The organism is Leisingera aquimarina DSM 24565, assembly GCF_000473165.1.
Lineage (GTDB): Bacteria > Pseudomonadota > Alphaproteobacteria > Rhodobacterales > Rhodobacteraceae > Leisingera > Leisingera aquimarina.
This window is the reverse complement of sequence record NZ_KI421504.1, coordinates 3492990-3508847: the sequence shown is the minus strand read 5'-3', so window position 1 is coordinate 3508847 and position 15858 is coordinate 3492990. Positions and strand designations below refer to the sequence as shown.

Sequence of the window (15858 nt, the reverse complement as noted above, 5' to 3'; positions counted from 1 at the left end):
GATGAAACCGGGCCTAGGCGGCAATATCAGCCGGCAACTGCGCGGCGGTCAAACTCCCGCCGAAGCCGTTTCAAGGACAACGCCACAATCAGCTTGTGGGCGGGCCGGACCGGGATCATGTAAATCCGGCCAAAGAGGTTGTGTGTTTTGACGGATGACGTCACCGACAAAACACCGCTGCTGGAAGAAACACAGGTCATAACATCCAAGTGCTGGTCCCGGACCGTAAGGGTCATCACCTCGTCCGACAGGGCCTCTACCAGAAAGAAATCCAGCTTATCGCCTGTTTTGACGGCCGCTTTCGGTGCTCGGGAAATGCCGCCGATGCGTTTAACCCCGAAGCAGGCGGAAATGGCGTCGCGCAGCTGGAAGGCCAGCTTCATGCCCGGCAAAGGCTTTGCGTGCATGATGTTCCAGGCTTCCAGCGGGGTGACAGGCGCCGGCAGAACAACGGATTGCGTATCCAGAAAATCCAGCTCCTTGGCAGGGGCCAGGATTTGAATGCGGGCTGTGGCGGCCCGGCCGAGACTGTTTGGCGGCATGATCAGTCCTCTTTCCGGTTTTCCCGGAGTCCTGCTGGAGCATAAACGGATGAAAGCGGCGGACAAGCCCGGAAGGCGCAATTGCCAAAGGGTCAGCCTTGGGCGATCCGCATCACAATGCAAGTGGTGGAGCCGGTGGCATAGAGACGTCCGTCTTCCAGTCCGCGGATTTCGCCATGCGCGACACCGGTGGAGCGGCCTACGTGGTCGATGCTGCCGCTGCAGTCGATGGTGGTGCCCAGCGGGATCGCCCGCAGGATATTGATCTTGTATTCCAGCGTTGTGTAGACCGAACCCGCGGGAACTTTGGTCATCACAGCGCAGGCCATGGCGCTGTCCAGAAGCGTGCCGTACCAGCCGCCATGAACGGTGCCCATCGGGTTGCAGACGGAAAACTCCGGCGTGCCGCGGAACACAATCCGACCGTCTTCAACGCTGTGCAGATGATATCCCAGCGTTTCGGCAATCGGGGGACCGGGCAGGCGGCCGTCCAGAATACCTTGCATGAAGTCCAGACCGGAAATCCGGGTGATCTGCTCCATTGTCAGCAGGTCGGCGGGGTTTTTAGCGTAAAACATGGCGCGCGGGTCCTTGGAGGGGAAGGTCCCTCCATTAGAAACCGCGCGCCGGGGGCTGCAAGGCTTACGCCACGTTCGACAGAGCCACCTTGGGGGTGACGCCCAGGGCAAAGCAAACATCGCGGGTCAGCTCGGGGCGGTTCAGCGTGTAGAAGTGCAGCTTCTCCACGCCGCCTTCCAGCAGGTCTGAACACAGCTCGGTGCAAAGGGCTGTGGCCAGCAGTTCCTCGCGGTCGTCACGCAGCGCCTTGGCAAAGGCGTTTTCGACCCAGTCCGGAATGATGGTGCCGCAGCGCTTGGCAAAGTTGCGCGCGCCCTTCCAGTTCTCGATCGGCAGGATGCCGGGGGTGAGCTTGCTGCCGTCGATCCCGGCCTTTTCACAGGCATCGCGGAAGCGGAAGAAGGTCTCGGCCTCGAAAAAGAACTGGGTCAGCGCCTCATCCGCGCCGGCGTCCAGCTTGCGCTTCAGCCATTCTACGTCTGCGGCCTGATCTGCGGCGTCCGGGTGGCGGTCCGGGTAGGCGCCGACCTTGATGTTGAAATTGCCGCGCAAGGCCAGCCCTTTGATCAGCTCCACCGAATTGGCAAAACCGTCGGGATGCGGGATGAACTTGCCTTCACCTTTGGGCGGGTCGCCGCGCAGCGCAACAATCTCGGTCACGCCAGCCTCGGCAAACTGGTCGGCAATTTCCAGCGTTTCGGCCTTGGAGGCATTCACGCAGGTCAGATGCGCGGCCACGTTCAAGCCGGAGGATTTATGCAGTGTCGACACTGCGTCCCGGGTCAGCGTGCGGGTGGTGCCGCCGGCACCATAGGTCACCGAGACAAAGCGCGGATCCATCGGCGCAAGGACTTGCACGGTGTCCCAAAGCCGGAAGGAGGCTTCGAGATTCTGCGGCGGGAAGAATTCAAAGGAAATCTTGGGCGTCGTCATCTCAGGTCTCTCGCTAGGTTGATTTCAGCTCTTGTTGCACGCGCAGCATTGTGAGACAATTTCATAATCCTCAAGAACAACATGAGCGCAATTGAATAATGCATATTGAGTTCCGTCACCTCCGTACCATCAAGGCTATTCACGAGGCAGGCGGGTTGGCCCGCGCCGCGGATCAGCTGAACATCACCCAAAGCGCGCTGAGCCATCAGGTGAAAGGGCTGGAGGAGCAAGCGGGGGTAGAGCTGTTCATCCGGCGCTCCAAGCCGATGAAACTGTCGCCGGCGGGACTGCGCCTGTTGCGGCTGGCAGAGCAGGTTTTGCCGCAACTTGAAGCAGCACAAGCAGAATTTTCCTCTTTGCGGGATGGCAATACAGGGCGGATGCATATCGCCATCGAATGCCACGCCTGCTTCGAATGGCTGTTCCCGGTGCTGGAAGGGTTCCGCAAGAACTGGGGCGATGTGGATGTGGATATCCGGCCCGGTCTGGCGTTTGACGCGCTGCCCGCGCTGCAGAAAGAGGAGGTGGATCTGGTGGTCTCCTCCGATCCCGAGGACATCGCCGGCGTCGAGTTTATCGAGCTGTTTGATTACAATGCTGTGTTTGTTGCCTCGGCTCAGCATCCCTTGGCGGAGAAACCATTCGTTGAGGCGGCGGATTTCATCGGTCAGAACCTGATCACCTACCCGGTGGACAAGACCCGGCTGGATGTGTTCAGCCAGCTGCTGATCCCGGCGGGGATTGAGCCTGCCTCGATCCGGCAAGTGGAGCTGACGGCGGTAATACTGCTGCTGGTGGCGTCAAACCGCGGCGTGTCGGTGCTGCCGGACTGGGTGGTTCGGGAGGTGAAATATTCCTCGGATTACGTGACCCGGCCGTTGACCAAGTCCGGGATCACCCGGCGGCTTTACGCAGCTATCCGGACCGAGGATCGCGAGAAGCCTTACATGCAAGAGCTGATCCGCTTGGCCAAGGTCGAGGCGCGCAAACTGCAGCATGTTTGAGGCGGCGCAGAGCGGCCGGGCGCCGTTCCGGCTTCCGTGCCCGCTCCGCGCAGTTGCGCGATGCGCCGCCGCTGCGCCCTGCCTCAGACCAGCTTGACGATTTGCTTGCCGGTATTGCCGCCCTGCATCATCGACAGGAAGGTCTTGGGCGCGTTCTCCAACCCTTCGGCGATGTCTTCCAGGTATTTGATCTGGCCGCTGGCGATCTTGGGGGCAACCTCCTGCAGGAACTCCGGGTAGCGGTCGTAGTGGTTGAAGATGATGAAGCCGTTCACGGACAGGAATCTGGTCAGCACCGAGCGCCAGATGGCGGGGGCGGTCAGATCGGTTTCAGCGCTGTTGTACCAGGCGATCATGCCGCAGACCGGGATCCGGCCGAAGTTGTTCATATTGGGCAGCACCGCTTCCAGCACCTTGCCGCCGACGTTTTCGTAATAGATGTCGATGCCGTGCGGGCATTCAGAGGCCAGGGCTTCGCTGAGTGTTTCGGCCGATGCGTAAGCGCGGTGGTCGAGGCAGGCGTCAAAGCCGAAGGTCTCCACCGCCAGCTTGCATTTGTCAGCACCGCCCGCAATGCCGACCACGCGCAGGCCTGCCTGCTTTGCCAGCTGGCCAACCATTGACCCCACCGGGCCGGTGGCAGCCGCGACCACCAAGGTTTCACCGGCCTGCGGGCGGCCATAGGCCTCTAAGCCATGCCAAGCGGTAAACCCCGGCATGCCGAGAGCGCCAAGCGCTGTCGTAAGCGGCGCCAGCTGCGGGTCCAATTTGCGGATTTCAGACGCAGGAACGCAGGCATGGCTGGCCCAGCCGAACATGCCAAGGGCAAAGTCGCCGGCCTGGAAATCCGGGCTGTTCGATGCAATCACTTTACCAACGCCGCCGGCGGTCATGATTTCCCCGATTTCGACTGGCGGGGCATAGGACTTGCCCGCATTCATGCGTCCGCGCATATAGGGGTCCAGCGACATATAGTGAACGTTTACAATGACTTCGCCTTCGCCGGGTTGGGGCAGGTCCACCGCCTCAAGGCGGAAATTGTCTTCGCTGGCCTGGCCTTCGGGGCGGCTGGCCAGCACGATACGCTGCATCTGGTCGGGCATGGGAATATTCCTTGATCTGATTGCTTTGGAGTTTGGGCGCGGCGATGCGGGAATTCAACCGCCCTGGCTGCTGTAACCGGACGTCAGGCCAGGAACCCTCATTGCGGCAAAGCCCCTTGGCAACTGCGGGCAGGGGGCGTATAGGCACGGTTTGACCGGCATCTCCCCGACGTGACAGGATACTGCAGACATGATTGGCAGCGCAAACCTCAATGTGATGATCAAGGCCGCCCGCAAGGCTGGCCGTTCCCTTGTGAAAGACTTCCGCGAGGTGGAGAACCTGCAGGTGTCGATGAAAGGTGCCGGGGACTTTGTCTCCAAGGCCGACATCGCCGCCGAAAAGATCATCAAGGAAGAGCTGCGCAACGCACGCCCGACTTATGGCTGGCTGGCCGAAGAGGGCGGCGAGGAAGACGGCGAGGATCCGACCCGCCGCTGGATCGTCGATCCGCTGGACGGCACCACCAACTTTCTGCACGGGCTGCCGCACTGGGCGATTTCCATCGCGCTGGAGCACAAGGGCAAGATCGTTGCCGGCGTGGTTTATGACGCTGCTAAGGACGAGATGTTCTTTGCCGAAAAGGGCGCCGGCGCCTGGATGAACGATACTCGGATCCGTGTGTCGGGCCGCCACCGGATGATTGAATCGATCTTTGCCACCGGCGTGCCGTTTGGCGGCCGCGCCGACCTGCCGCTGACGCTTCAAGATCTTGCCCGCCTGATGCCCGCCTGCGCCGGCGTGCGCCGCTGGGGCTCTGCCGCTCTGGATATGGCCTATGTGGCCGCAGGCCGCTATGAGGGGTTCTGGGAACGACGCCTGAACGCCTGGGACCTGGCCGCAGGCATCATCATCGTGAAAGAGGCCGGCGGGTTTGCCGAGGCGATTGATCCCGATGCGGGCATTATCGATTCCGGTTCGGTTGTGTGCTCGAACGAGCCGATCTTTGATAGCTTCGCCAAGGTGATCCGCGGCTGAACTGGTCCGTGAGACTGAGAATATGAAACGCGGCCATTGCGCCGCGTTTTTTGTTTTGTGTGATTGGATGGGGCTGCGCCCGAGCCTGGGAGGGGCGCATGCGCCCTGCCGTTTTGCCGGAGGCAAACCTTTGGTTTGACGGGAGGGTTGGGCGCTGCCCGGCCTATCGGCCGGGCAGGAGGTTATTGCTGATCAGACGGGTGGTTAACCCCGTCGTTCCAGGGGATCTCGCCATAGGTTTCAGGGTGCGTCCGCGGATTGGCGCCTTCGATACAGCCGAGATTGACGCCGCATTCCTTGGGGTCTGAGCGGCGCTGGTGGTGGGTGTAGATGCCGCAGGTCTTGCAGAAGTAATGTTTCGCGGTATGAGTGCCCCAGGTGTAGAGACTGAGATTTTCCACCCCTTTCAGCACCTTCAGGCTGGCGGCAACGGCGGTGACGGCAGCCGCCCCGCGGCGGCGGCAAAAAGAACAGTCGCAACGCGCGGCAGAGGCGAGGCCTTCGGGAAAATCCGCTTCGATCTCAACGGCGCCGCAGTGGCAGGTTGCGTTCAGTTGGGGCATTTTGAGTTCCTCTGCTGGACATAGTCTTTTGCTGCCCTACATCCCCGGACATCCCGGTGTTGTTCTGGGGGGATGAGAACCGGGGGAGAGCGGTCTGCATTACTTTTAGTTTATTTTCACTGCAGGCCGCTCGACGATCAAACGGCCATCTTCCTCCACCCGGCTGCATCAATTCAAACACTACACAATAAGGCTCTGCGTTCCGGTTTTAGAACAGCCTTTAAGTTCTTTGATAGGACAGTCTTTCTTTGTGGCCGTTGCAATCCTGCCTCGGCTTATCGAGTTCGCCTGTGGGGACATCAATTCCGGCATATCCTTGATGCGAACCTCTTGCCGTCTTTCTACTTCCCCCAAGGCCCCGGCCGCCGCTTCTTGCGCGGCAGTTTGGGGATGCGGCTGGCGGCGTATTCATATTCGTTTTCCGGATGCGGCGGGGCGCCATGGGTTTTGTTCCAGAACGCCGGGCCGCCGCGCCGCAGCCACAGCGGCAGGCACATCACCAGCCCGACGGCAAAGCCGCCGGCATGGGCCCAATAAGCCACGCCGCCCTGGTCGGGGTCGGCGCCGAGGCCGCCAAAGAACTGCATCGCCAGCCAGACGCCCAGCATCACGAAGGCGGGGATGGTGAAGATGCGGAAATAGATGATCAGCACCAGCAGGATATCAACGCGGGCCTTGGGGAACATCAACAGGTAGCCGCCCATGACGCCCGCAATGGCGCCGGAGGCCCCCACTGTTGGCACCATGGAACCGGGGGCCGACATCACATGGATCAGCCCGGCGCCGATACCGCTGACAAGGTAGAACGCAAGGAAGGGGAGATGCCCCATCTCGTCTTCCAGATTATCGCCGAAGATCCATAGGAACAGCATGTTGCCGCCCAGATGCATCAGCCCTGCGTGGATGAACATGGAGGTGAACAGGGTCTCGAACCCGTAGCCGTGGCTGATCTCGGCTGGCACCACCGCGTAAGCGTCATAGAAATAGGCCAGCGCGCGGGGGGAGGCATAGCTCGCCGTGTAGTAGAAATACGCCAGGATATTCACCGCCATCAGCGCATAAACGACATAGGGCCTGCGGCCGGACGGGTTGTGGTCGCGGATCGGAAACATGGGGAAACGCTGGGCCGGAAACGGCCCAGCGTCAAGCACTTATCGGGCGCAGTTCAGGCGTTGCCTCCCAGCAGGTCCGCGTTTCCCCCCGAGGCGGTGGTGTCGACGCAGACGTGGCGCTCGGCCAGGACGCGGGCGCGGTCGGGCTTGCCGGGGATCAGCGGGATGATCGGGCCGTCGCGTTTGGCGAGCCACTGTTCGATCTCGCGGCCCGTTGCCTCGTCGCCCCACCACAGCACGCCGGCAATGCCCTGAATGGCCTCAAGCCGGTGCAGGTCGAACATCCCGTGCGCCTCAATCGCTGTGCCGCCGAGGCCGATCACTTCCTTGGCTTGCTCTGCCGCGGCCTCCGGTCCCGGACCCATGCATAACAGCGGGGGGCGGGCAGAAACAGTCAGGCGGTTCGATTCACCGGTCGGGCCGGGCAGGGTGGTGGTCACAGGACGCACAGGCACGCCGCTTTCCCCAGGCAGTTCGGCAAAGGTGGTTTCCCACTGGGCTTGGCTTTGCTGCCGGTCCGGCGCGCAGAAACGGCTGAGGTAGTAAGGGCCGCCCGCCTTGGGGCCGGTGCCGGACAGTCCTTCGCCGCCAAACGGCTGGCTGCCGACAATGGCGCCGATCTGGTTGCGGTTCACATAGATGTTGCCCGCATGGACCCGGTCGCAGACATGCTGCACCCGGTCGTCGATGCGCGTGTGCAGCCCGAAGGTGAGGCCGTAACCGGTTGCGTTGATGTCGGAAATCACCTGATCCAGCTGTTGGGATTTGAACCGCACAACATGCAGAACGGGGCCAAAGATCTCTTCCTCCAGCGCGCTGATGCCGGGGATTTCGATCATCGTCGGCGCGACAAAGGTGCCGCCTTGCGGCGCGCGCATTTCCTTCAGTACCCGACCCTCGGTGCGGGCCTTGGCAACATGGGCCAGGATGCCTGCGCGGGCGCCTTCGTCAATCACTGGTCCGCTGTCGGTGGACAGAAGCCAGGGGTCGTCCAGATGCAGGCAGTCCATCGCGCCTTTCAGCATTTTCAGCACGGTGTCGGCAATGTCCTCCTGCAGGTAGAGGCAGCGCAAGGCCGAGCAGCGCTGGCCGGCCGACTGAAAGGCGCTTTCGATCACGGCCTGCACCGTTTGTTCCGGCAGAGCGGTGGAGTCGACAATCATCGCATTGAGGCCGCCGGTTTCCGCAATCAGCGGCGCACCGGGCTGCAGGTTGTCAGCCATCGCCTTGCGGATGCGCATTGCGGTCGCGGTGGAACCGGTGAAGGCAACACCATTGACCCGCGGGTCCGAGGTGATGGCGGCGCCAACCACGCTGCCGCGTCCAGGCACCAGCTGCATGGCGCTGCGTGGCACTCCTGCCTCATGCATCAGCTGCACGGCCCGGTGCGCGATCAGGGGCGTCTGGTCGGCAGGTTTGGCCAGCACCGCATTGCCAGCCGCAAGTGCGGCCGCAACCTGCCCGGTGAAGATCGCCAGGGGGAAGTTCCAGGGTGAGATACAGGTGAAAATACCCGCAGGCGGCGCGTCAGAAATGCGGGACGCATAGTAGCGCAGGAAATCCACCGCCTCGCGCAGCTCAGCCACGGCATCGGGGATGGTTTTGCCGGCCTCACGGGCGAGGATGGCAAACAGCTCCCCGAAGTTTTCCTCATAGAGGTCGGCGGCCTTATTCAGGATCGCGGTGCGTTCCGCTGCAGGAGCATCCCAAGGGTCGGCTAGCGCCAGCGCCAGCTCGACATCTTCGGGGCTGCACTGGCTGACGGAGCCTGCAACACTCAGATCGGTGGGGCTGGTCACATCCTTGGCGGTCTCGGGGCGGGCATCGCCTGCCAGCAGCGGTCCGGCCCGCCATTGATGCGTGCGCCAGGGCGCGCGGGCCTCTTCAATCTTGGCCAGTGTGGGCGCATGTCCCAGGTCGAAACCCTTAGAGTTCGGGCGTTCCGGCGCATAAAGCTCTGGCCCTGTCGGGATATTGCGGCTGATATCGGCAACCGCAGCGAAGGGATCCGCGGCGACGATATCCGGAGAGACGTTCTCATCAACGATCTGGTTCACGAAGGAGCTGTTGGCGCCGTTTTCCAGCAGACGCCGGACCAGATAGGCCAAGAGATCGCGGTGCGCTCCGACGGGCGCATAAATCCGGCAATTGGTCTTGTTCTGCTCCAGCACCATCTGGTGCAAGGTTTCGCCCATCCCGTGCAGGCGCTGGAATTCGTATGCGGCGTTGTCCTTGTCTGCAGCCATATGCAGGATCGCTGAAACAGTATGCGCATTATGGGTGGCGAACTGCGGGTAGATCCGGTCCGTCATCCCCAGCAGCTTGCGGGCGTTGGAGATGTAGGAAACATCAGTCAGCGCCTTGTTTGTGAACACCGGGAAGCCATCCACGCCTTCGACTTGCGCCAGTTTGATCTCGGTATCCCAATAAGCGCCCTTCACCAGCCGCACCATAAAGCGGCGATCGTGCTTCTCGGCCATTTCATGCAGGGCATCGATGGCCAGGCCGGTGCGCGGACCATAGGCCTGCACCACCACGCCAAAGCCGTCCCAGCCTGCCAGAGAGGGGTCCGAGACCACCGCGTCGATCACTTCCAGTGACAGCGACAGGCGGTCAGCTTCTTCGGCGTCAATGTTGAGGCCCATTTTCGCGGCTTTGGCCAGCAGTGCCAGTGCCTTAAGGCGCGGTACCAGATGCTCCATCACGCTGTTTTCCTGCGCCAGCTCGTAACGCGGATGCAGGGCGGAGAGTTTCACCGAAATACCGGGGTTTTTGCGGATGTCATCACTGTTGCAGGCGGCAGCAATGGCCGAGATCGCCTTGGAATACGACAGGTGGTAGCGGGCCGCGTCAGCCTCTGTCCGGGCGGCTTCTCCCAGCATGTCGTAAGAGTAAGTGTAGCCCTTGGCCTCCATTCCGGCGGCGCGGTCCATGGCGCTTTCGATGGTTTCACCCAGCACGAACTGGCGGCCCATTTCCTTCATCGCGCGGCTGACGGCGGTGCGGATCACCGGCTCCCCCAAGCGTTTTATGGCGCCGCGCAGGGCACCGATGGGGCTGCGCTCCTCGTCCAGCACTTTGCCGGTCAGCATCAGCGCCCAGGTAGAGGCATTGACCAGCGAGGAGGTAGACTTGCCCAGATGCTTGCCCCAGTCGGAAGGCGCGATCTTGTCCTCGATCAGCGCATCAATGGTGTCGGCATCCGGCACCCGCAGCAACGCCTCGGCCAGGCACATCAGCGCGACGCCCTCGTCAGTGGACAGGCCGTATTCCGCCAGGAAGACCTCCATCAGACCAGGCGCCGAATGGCCGCGGATATCGCGCACAAGGGCGGCGGCGTTAGAGCAGATGCGGCTGCGGTCAGTGTCAGATAAGGCCACTTGGGCGATCAGCTGATCGCGCATTGCGGTTTGATCTGTATAGGTGCCGGTATCAATCCGGTCGCGCAGCTTGGGTTGGGTGGTCATGCAGGTAACTCCACAATGAGTGTGCAGGGCTTTTGCTAAGGGTACACGCATTCATTCGGGACAATCGCCTGAAGATGTGGGATCCTTAGGCAAACTGGCGTAATTTTTACCAAAAGGAAGTCCAAATGAGCTTTCAGGACCTTGATCGGTTCGACCGGGCGATTCTGAATGTGCTGAGTGAGGATGGGCGGATATCCATTGCGGATCTGGCCCGTAAAATCGGCTTGTCCAAGACGCCCACTCAAACACGTCTCAGGCGGCTTGAGGCCGAGGGCATCATTACCGGGTACCGGGCGTTGGTGGATCCGATCCGGCTGGGTCTGGATCACGTCGCTTTTGTAGAGGTAAAGCTGGATGACACGCGGGAGGCGGCGCTGGTTAAATTCAACGCAGCCGTGGCGAAACTGCCGGAGATCGAACAAGCCTATATGATGGCATCGCATTTCGACTACCTTCTGAAGGTGCGGACCCGCTCGATGACGGACTACCGGTCGGTTCTTGGCGAAAAGATTTCTTCGCTGCCGCATGTCTCCTCAACTTCGACCTATGTGGCGATGGAAGCGGTAAAGGAAGATGGTGCATTGGCGCCTTTGTGAGGCAAATTGAATGCGCGCACGGGCAGTTGACTTGATTGAATGCCGAAATATGCCAGCATAGGGCATGCTCTATGTTTTGTTACGCTCACCGTTTCGCTTTACCGGACTTGCTGCGGTCTTCGCCGCTTTAACTATGTCTGCCCCTGTGCAGGCCTCTGAGTGCCCGGTTGCTCCAGACCATAGTGCCCGGCTGGAGGGGTTGATGCACGAGGTGCAGAAGGCCGCCACTGAAGGTCAGGCCCGCGAAATTGCCAACCGGATGTGGGAGTTCTGGGCCGACGCGCCGGATGCGCAGGCTCAGGCGATGCTTGACCGCGGGATGACCAGGCGCACGTCCTTTGATTTTCTGGGGGCTTTGGAGGATTTCGATCAGCTGATCGCTTACTGCCCGGACTATGCAGAGGGCTACAACCAGCGCGCTTTTGTGCATTACCTGCGCCGGGACTTTACCGCCGCGCTGCATGATCTGAACCGGGCGCTGGAGCTGTCGCCCCGCCATATTGCTGCGATGAGCGGACGGGCTCTGTCGCTTTACGGCCTGTCGCGGCTGGAGGAAGCACGCGCGGCCTTGGCCGAGGCGCTGGCGTTGAACCCCTGGTTGCCAGAGCGTTATCTGGCCGACCCCGGCGGGCCATTGGCACCTGCAGGAGCGGGGGATACGGAGTTGTAGCCGCGCCCGCACTGCGGGAAAAATTCCAGCAAAACGCTGAAAACCGATTGTCCGCATGAATTCAGAAGGCTAGACCTGCAGCTAAGGCGCCGCACGGCAGCGCCTTGTGCGGACGTGGTGGAATGGTAGACACCGGAGACTTAAAATCTCCTGGCCTTATGGCCGTGCGGGTTCGAGTCCCGCCGTCCGCACCAGAAACTTTCCAGTAGCAGAAACATGCAGCAGACTAGGCTGTTTGACTTGTGCCGGTGTGATATCCGGCAGGATGTATTCAGCCAGCGCCTGCAACGGTGCTGAGAATATCGCGCATAGACTGCATTGCCCTGCCGGTTGTTTTGTGCAAGATATTTCATGAAATGTGAAAGATTTTACGCATATGGCGCTTATCCACAAAAAAATCTCAGCGCTTTTGACGGATATGAACCTGTCCAACCGGCAGGCGGCGCTGAAATGCGGTATCCCCTATGGCACTTTCAACAGCGCGCTTAAGAACGAGCGGGAAATCGGCTGGAGCATGCTGGATGCGCTGGCGCGCGGGCTGGGGGTGTCGTTTCATTATTTCTCGTCGGACACTGCTGGGCTCGAGCTGCTGCCGAACCGCCAGGCGGGGGAGGCAGGACGCAAGGCCTTTGAAATCCTTAATGCCCAGTTGCAGGCGGCTGCCCGGTCCCGCCAGTACCGCGGCTGCGACGTGTCGCTGCAGGATTTCCTGGACTGGTGGTTTGCCAACAGCGGCCGCCTGGAAAGCTTTGACCAGCTGCAGCATCAGGTGGACTTGTTCAATCCGCCGGACGCGGAAAAAAACCGCATCCAGCCGATCAAGTCAGGCCCGGCCAGCCTGGCGTCCGTTTGCTTTGAAGTGGCAAGCAGCGATCAGCTGCGGGACACGCTGAACGGGTTCAGCGACAGGCTCAACGCTGATCTGGTGATGGCGCACAGCGAAGCGATCAGCCGCGGCGAGCCGGTGATCACCCATCCATCGATCGATGTGAAGCTGTTGAACGGGCGCCGCTTTACCCGGCAGTACCGGCGGGTTCTGGCGCCGGTCTATCTGCCTGACGGCAAACTGCTGGTGGTCAATTTTTCACAAGACATCAAATTTGGCTAAGTCGCTTTGCAGCATGTGCTCCATTTCCAGCCGGGATGCGCCGACAAACCATTCGGTGCTGCTGCGCACCTCCGGTTCCGGATCGCGCCACTTCTGCGCCCGCGGAATTGCCCGGCTGAAACCGTAGACCAGATCCAGCCGGGCCTGCATGTGGCGGTCCGGTATGAAGGCATAGATCCAGTCCACATCCCATTTCTGGATCGCCAGGATTTGAAAGATCCGCATGAAGGGTTCCAGCCGTTCCGCTCGTTTGCCGCGATGGCCGGGCATAAAATTCAGCTCGCCGATATAGGCCAGCCGCCCGCTGACTTCCCGCGCCAGCGGTTCGGCGACACTCTCAACTCCGCCGCCTGCATCATTGGGAAACTGGTGCCGTGAGGTGCGCAGCAGAAACTCAGCCAGGGTTTCGCGGCCCAGATCCTGCAGCATGGAGGCCGCACCGCCGATATAGCTGTCCCCCTCCTTCAAGAACAGCCAGAAGGCAGAGTTCCGGGTGTGGTCGGCCCGTTCGATGGCAAAACCCGGCATCTGGAACTGGCGGCCGGTTTCGGCGGCGGCTTCGGGTACTTTCTCAAAATCCGTGAACATTTCAACCTGAAGGCCGGCCTGCGAAAGCGTGTTTAAATACCCGGAAAGCGTTTTGCCCAAATCCAGAAAGTTCATAAAGGTCCCCCGTCACAAAATTATGTATCCGGATAGCCCGGATCGTCTCCTGACGCCGCCTCAGAGTGCAGGTTCTGTAAAATCTTAACTACTTTTGTGGTAAATTGTTCGAATTTCAAACTGAACTCACCAGCTCTTGCAGCCTGATTGCCAAGGCTGGGGTATAGCCTGTATTAAATAGCAAAAGCCCGGCAACTGCGCTGCCGGGCTGAAACGTGTCAAAGGTACTCTGGGTTGTGTCAGCCGCGGCCGCGATAGGGCGGCACGCCCTGGTCGGGGATCCAGACGCCCTCGGGCATCGGGCCGGTCTGCCAGAACACGTCAATCGGAATGCCGCCGCGCGGGTACCAGTAGCCGCCGATGCGCAGCCATTGCGGTTCCAGGAAATCGGCCAGGCGGCGGGCGATGGAGACGGTGCAATCTTCGTGAAAGGCACCGTGGTTGCGGAAGGAGGTGAGGAACAGCTTCAGCGATTTGCTCTCCACCAGCCATTCTCCGGGTACATAGTCGATCACCAGATGTGCAAAATCGGGCTGGCCTGTCATCGGGCAGAGCGAAGTGAACTCCGGCGCGGTGAAGCGCACATTATAGGCCACGTCGGCTTGCGGGTTCTGCACCCGCTCCAGTTCTGCCTGTTCCGGGCTGGCGGGTACGATGGTATCGCCGCCCAGCTGCTTCAGGTTGCTGTAGATGCTGTCAGACATATCGGGATTCCTATCCAATCAGACGCCGCGCTTGTTGCCCCAGACCAGCACATGCAGCTGGGGCAGGACACGGGGGGTGAACCAGCCGTCGCCGGTCACTTTTTCAATCAGCCACAACAGCCGCTCGGTGGCCTGGTTCAGATCGACGGGCAGCTCCGGGTCGATTTCGGGGTTGCCGGGCTGCAGATACAGCGGCAGGTCCGGGTGGCGTTCGGCAGCGGCCTTGGCCCAGGCGTAATCCTTGTCGTCGAAGATCACGATCTTCATCACCGCCTGGCCGCAGCCCTTGGCGGATTCAAGGCATTGATCGAAGGCTTTCCAATCCACAGTTTCACCGCTTGAGGGCGGCTTGGGGCTGAGAACCAAAGTGTCGAGATCCGAAAACCACGGCTTGCTGACGGACCCTTGGGTCTCGCAGGCAAAACGGTAGCCTTCGGCTTTGCCGTAGGCAATCACTGGTGCAAAGTCCTGGATCGCCGGGTTGCCGCCGGAGATCGACACCGTCAAAGGTTTGCCGCCGGACAAGCGCCGGACCTCGCCCATGACCTCTTCGGGGGCCATCACTGCCCAGTCATGGCGGTAGGCGCTGTCGACCGCATGCATGCTGTCGCACCACGAGCAGCGGTAATCGCAGCCGCCGGCGCGGACAAACACCGTGGGTTCCCCGATCAGTGCGCCTTCACCCTGGATCGTAGGGCCGAAAATTTCCGCGATGCGTAAGCTCATGGCCGGTACTCCGCCCAGGTTTTCGGGGTCTCCGAGACCTTCACGGCGGCGACTTCCGGCCAGCGCGCGTAGCACCAGTCGTAGAAATGCTTGGCCATGTTTTCAGCGGTCGAATGCCCCTCCAGCACGTCATTCAGATGCCGGTGGTCAAAACTGCCGTCGATATACGCCTTCAGCGGCTTCAGCTCGTGATAGTCGCGCACGAAACCGTCTGCATTCAGCTCCTTGGCCGCCAATTCCACCACCACGACATAATTGTGCCCGTGCAGGCGGGCGCATTGGTGGTCGGACGGCAGGTGCGTCAGCTGGTGGGAGGCGGAGAAATGGAACTCCTTGGTGATCCGGAACATCAGGCGCTCTCTTTCCCGGCAATCGCCTGCTGCCAGAAATCCGGGTCGGCATAATCCGTTGGATCTTCGACCCCGGCCAGATGGAAGGCCTCGCGCCGCTCCACACAGGTGCCGCAGCGCCCGCAATGCTTTTCACCGCCTTTGTAGCAGGACCAAGTGTCGGCAAAGGGCGTGTTGTGCTTGGCGCCGGCAGTGACAATGTCGCCTTTGGTGCGGTGCACAAACGGCGTGTAGAGACGCACGTCAGCGTACCCATCCAGCGCTGCGCGCTGCATGGTATCAAACGCCTCGGTAAAGGCCGGGCGGCAGTCCGGGTAGATAAAATGATCCCCGCCGTGCACAGCTGTGGCCACGGCGTCGTCGCCATTGGCAGCGGCAATGCCATAGGCAATGGTTAGCATGATGGCATTGCGGTTCGGCACCACGGTGACCTTCATGCTTTCTTCTTCGTAGTGGCCGTCCGGCACGTCGATGTCATCGGTTAGGGCGGAGCCCGAGAGTGCGGCACCGATGGCGCGCATATCAATGATGCCATGCGGCACGCCGAGCCGTTCAGCAGCGGCGGCGGCGTAGTCGAGCTCCTTGCGATGGCGCTGGCCATAGTCAAAGGAGACAAGGCGGGTCAGTTGCTGTTCTTCAGCAACCATATGGGCCAGCGAAACAGAATCGAGCCCGCCCGAGCAGATAACGATAGTCTTCATATTTGAACCCTTGTTTTGGTGACCGGGTAGGCTGCGACCGGTGCCGCGCATATAGCGCTGC

17 protein-coding genes and 1 tRNA gene are annotated in these 15858 nt (G+C 61.0%); 6 read left to right on the top strand and 12 right to left on the bottom strand.

Annotation, left to right across the window (positions count from 1 at the left end):
* Positions 1 to 26: 26 nt before the first annotated feature.
* The 3 genes from AQUI_RS0121540 to AQUI_RS0121530 form a co-directional block, all read right to left on the bottom strand.
* A complete protein-coding gene (locus AQUI_RS0121540; protein WP_027259369.1) occupies positions 27 to 542 on the bottom strand; it encodes a DUF2867 domain-containing protein in 516 nt (171 codons plus the stop codon).
* 92 nt (positions 543 to 634) lie between these two features.
* On the bottom strand, positions 635 to 1120 hold the full coding sequence (locus tag AQUI_RS0121535) for a PaaI family thioesterase (RefSeq protein ID WP_027259368.1): 486 nt from the start codon (positions 1118 to 1120) through the stop codon (positions 635 to 637).
* A gap of 64 nt (positions 1121 to 1184) precedes the next feature.
* A complete protein-coding gene (locus AQUI_RS0121530; RefSeq protein WP_027259367.1) occupies positions 1185 to 2054 on the bottom strand; it encodes a methylenetetrahydrofolate reductase in 870 nt (289 codons plus the stop codon).
* Positions 2055 to 2152: 98 nt separating this feature from the next.
* Between AQUI_RS0121530 and AQUI_RS0121525 the strand changes: the two genes are divergently transcribed.
* Positions 2153 to 3058, top strand: a complete 906-nt coding sequence (locus AQUI_RS0121525) for a LysR family transcriptional regulator (RefSeq protein ID WP_027259366.1) — start codon at positions 2153 to 2155, stop codon at positions 3056 to 3058.
* Between the two features lie 83 nt (positions 3059 to 3141).
* Here AQUI_RS0121525 and AQUI_RS0121520 read toward each other — a convergent pair whose 3' ends face one another.
* Entirely contained in the window at positions 3142 to 4161 is a 1020-nt protein-coding gene (locus tag AQUI_RS0121520) for an NADP-dependent oxidoreductase (protein WP_027259365.1), read from the bottom strand.
* 190 nt (positions 4162 to 4351) lie between these two features.
* Between AQUI_RS0121520 and AQUI_RS0121515 the strand changes: the two genes are divergently transcribed.
* Positions 4352 to 5137 carry an inositol monophosphatase family protein gene (locus AQUI_RS0121515; RefSeq protein ID WP_027259364.1) on the top strand — a complete coding sequence of 262 codons (786 nt, stop codon included), beginning with the start codon at positions 4352 to 4354 and terminating at the stop codon, positions 5135 to 5137.
* Positions 5138 to 5319: 182 nt separating this feature from the next.
* On the opposite strand, the gene AQUI_RS0121510 is transcribed toward AQUI_RS0121515, so the two are convergent.
* The 3 genes from AQUI_RS0121510 to putA form a co-directional block, all read right to left on the bottom strand.
* On the bottom strand, positions 5320 to 5700 hold the full coding sequence (locus AQUI_RS0121510) for a GFA family protein (protein ID WP_027259363.1): 381 nt from the start codon (positions 5698 to 5700) through the stop codon (positions 5320 to 5322).
* 341 nt (positions 5701 to 6041) lie between these two features.
* Positions 6042 to 6812: a rhomboid family intramembrane serine protease gene (locus AQUI_RS0121505; RefSeq protein ID WP_027259362.1), complete on the bottom strand. Its 771-nt coding sequence runs from the start codon at positions 6810 to 6812 to the stop codon at positions 6042 to 6044.
* 53 nt (positions 6813 to 6865) lie between these two features.
* Positions 6866 to 10279: a bifunctional proline dehydrogenase/L-glutamate gamma-semialdehyde dehydrogenase PutA gene (gene putA / locus AQUI_RS0121500; protein ID WP_027259361.1), complete on the bottom strand. Its 3414-nt coding sequence runs from the start codon at positions 10277 to 10279 to the stop codon at positions 6866 to 6868.
* Between the two features lie 125 nt (positions 10280 to 10404).
* Here putA and AQUI_RS0121495 point away from each other — a divergent pair, with 125 nt between their 5' ends.
* From AQUI_RS0121495 to AQUI_RS0121480, 4 genes are all read left to right on the top strand, one after another.
* Positions 10405 to 10875 (top strand): Lrp/AsnC family transcriptional regulator, encoded by a 471-nt coding sequence (locus tag AQUI_RS0121495; RefSeq protein WP_027259360.1) that lies wholly within the window; start codon positions 10405 to 10407, stop codon positions 10873 to 10875.
* A gap of 133 nt (positions 10876 to 11008) precedes the next feature.
* The gene (locus AQUI_RS0121490) at positions 11009 to 11545 is read left to right on the top strand and encodes a tetratricopeptide repeat protein (RefSeq protein WP_051371955.1); all 537 of its coding nucleotides are present in this window, start codon (positions 11009 to 11011) and stop codon (positions 11543 to 11545) included.
* 108 nt (positions 11546 to 11653) lie between these two features.
* Positions 11654 to 11739: transfer RNA gene (locus AQUI_RS0121485), tRNA-Leu, on the top strand.
* A gap of 182 nt (positions 11740 to 11921) precedes the next feature.
* Positions 11922 to 12653, top strand: coding sequence for a helix-turn-helix domain-containing protein (locus AQUI_RS0121480; RefSeq protein ID WP_027259358.1), 732 nt, complete (start codon positions 11922 to 11924; stop codon positions 12651 to 12653).
* On the opposite strand, the gene AQUI_RS0121475 is transcribed toward AQUI_RS0121480, so the two are convergent.
* From AQUI_RS0121475 to queC, 5 genes are all read right to left on the bottom strand, one after another.
* A complete protein-coding gene (locus AQUI_RS0121475) occupies positions 12630 to 13316 on the bottom strand; it encodes a hypothetical protein (protein WP_027259357.1) in 687 nt (228 codons plus the stop codon). The two genes, AQUI_RS0121480 and AQUI_RS0121475, sit on opposite strands and share 24 nt — an antisense overlap.
* A gap of 239 nt (positions 13317 to 13555) precedes the next feature.
* Positions 13556 to 14020, bottom strand: coding sequence for a preQ(1) synthase (queF, locus tag AQUI_RS0121470; protein ID WP_027259356.1), 465 nt, complete (start codon positions 14018 to 14020; stop codon positions 13556 to 13558).
* An 18-nt stretch (positions 14021 to 14038) separates the two neighbouring features.
* Positions 14039 to 14746 carry a 7-carboxy-7-deazaguanine synthase QueE gene (gene queE / locus AQUI_RS0121465; RefSeq protein ID WP_027259355.1) on the bottom strand — a complete coding sequence of 236 codons (708 nt, stop codon included), beginning with the start codon at positions 14744 to 14746 and terminating at the stop codon, positions 14039 to 14041.
* On the bottom strand, positions 14743 to 15096 hold the full coding sequence (queD, locus tag AQUI_RS0121460) for a 6-carboxytetrahydropterin synthase QueD (RefSeq protein WP_027259354.1): 354 nt from the start codon (positions 15094 to 15096) through the stop codon (positions 14743 to 14745). The genes queE and queD overlap by 4 nt, the downstream gene beginning before the upstream one ends.
* Entirely contained in the window at positions 15096 to 15797 is a 702-nt protein-coding gene (gene queC / locus AQUI_RS0121455; RefSeq protein WP_027259353.1) for a 7-cyano-7-deazaguanine synthase QueC, read from the bottom strand. Before queC ends, queD begins: the two co-directional genes overlap by 1 nt.
* Positions 15798 to 15858: the final 61 nt, after the last annotated feature.

Bases quoted from the DNA above. Each gene is read 5' to 3' on its own strand.
- AQUI_RS0121495 (WP_027259360.1), top strand. From the start codon at position 10,405: ATGAGCTTTCAGGACCTTGATCGGTTCGACCGGGCGATTCTGAATGTG.
- AQUI_RS0121510 (WP_027259363.1), bottom strand. From the start codon at position 5,700: ATGCCCCAACTGAACGCAACCTGCCACTGCGGCGCCGTTGAGATCGAA.
- AQUI_RS0121480 (WP_027259358.1), top strand. From the start codon at position 11,922: ATGGCGCTTATCCACAAAAAAATCTCAGCGCTTTTGACGGATATGAAC.
- AQUI_RS0121530 (WP_027259367.1), bottom strand. From the start codon at position 2,054: ATGACGACGCCCAAGATTTCCTTTGAATTCTTCCCGCCGCAGAATCTC.
- AQUI_RS0121475 (WP_027259357.1), bottom strand. From the start codon at position 13,316: ATGAACTTTCTGGATTTGGGCAAAACGCTTTCCGGGTATTTAAACACG.
- AQUI_RS0121515 (WP_027259364.1), top strand. From the start codon at position 4,352: ATGATTGGCAGCGCAAACCTCAATGTGATGATCAAGGCCGCCCGCAAG.
- AQUI_RS0121490 (WP_051371955.1), top strand. From the start codon at position 11,009: ATGTCTGCCCCTGTGCAGGCCTCTGAGTGCCCGGTTGCTCCAGACCAT.
- AQUI_RS0121535 (WP_027259368.1), bottom strand. From the start codon at position 1,120: ATGTTTTACGCTAAAAACCCCGCCGACCTGCTGACAATGGAGCAGATC.
- AQUI_RS0121505 (WP_027259362.1), bottom strand. From the start codon at position 6,812: ATGTTTCCGATCCGCGACCACAACCCGTCCGGCCGCAGGCCCTATGTC.
- AQUI_RS0121520 (WP_027259365.1), bottom strand. From the start codon at position 4,161: ATGCCCGACCAGATGCAGCGTATCGTGCTGGCCAGCCGCCCCGAAGGC.
- queD (WP_027259354.1), bottom strand. From the start codon at position 15,096: ATGTTCCGGATCACCAAGGAGTTCCATTTCTCCGCCTCCCACCAGCTG.
- putA (WP_027259361.1), bottom strand. From the start codon at position 10,279: ATGACCACCCAACCCAAGCTGCGCGACCGGATTGATACCGGCACCTAT.
- queC (WP_027259353.1), bottom strand. From the start codon at position 15,797: ATGAAGACTATCGTTATCTGCTCGGGCGGGCTCGATTCTGTTTCGCTG.
- AQUI_RS0121540 (WP_027259369.1), bottom strand. From the start codon at position 542: ATGCCGCCAAACAGTCTCGGCCGGGCCGCCACAGCCCGCATTCAAATC.
- queF (WP_027259356.1), bottom strand. From the start codon at position 14,020: ATGTCTGACAGCATCTACAGCAACCTGAAGCAGCTGGGCGGCGATACC.
- queE (WP_027259355.1), bottom strand. From the start codon at position 14,746: ATGAGCTTACGCATCGCGGAAATTTTCGGCCCTACGATCCAGGGTGAA.
- AQUI_RS0121525 (WP_027259366.1), top strand. From the start codon at position 2,153: ATGCATATTGAGTTCCGTCACCTCCGTACCATCAAGGCTATTCACGAG.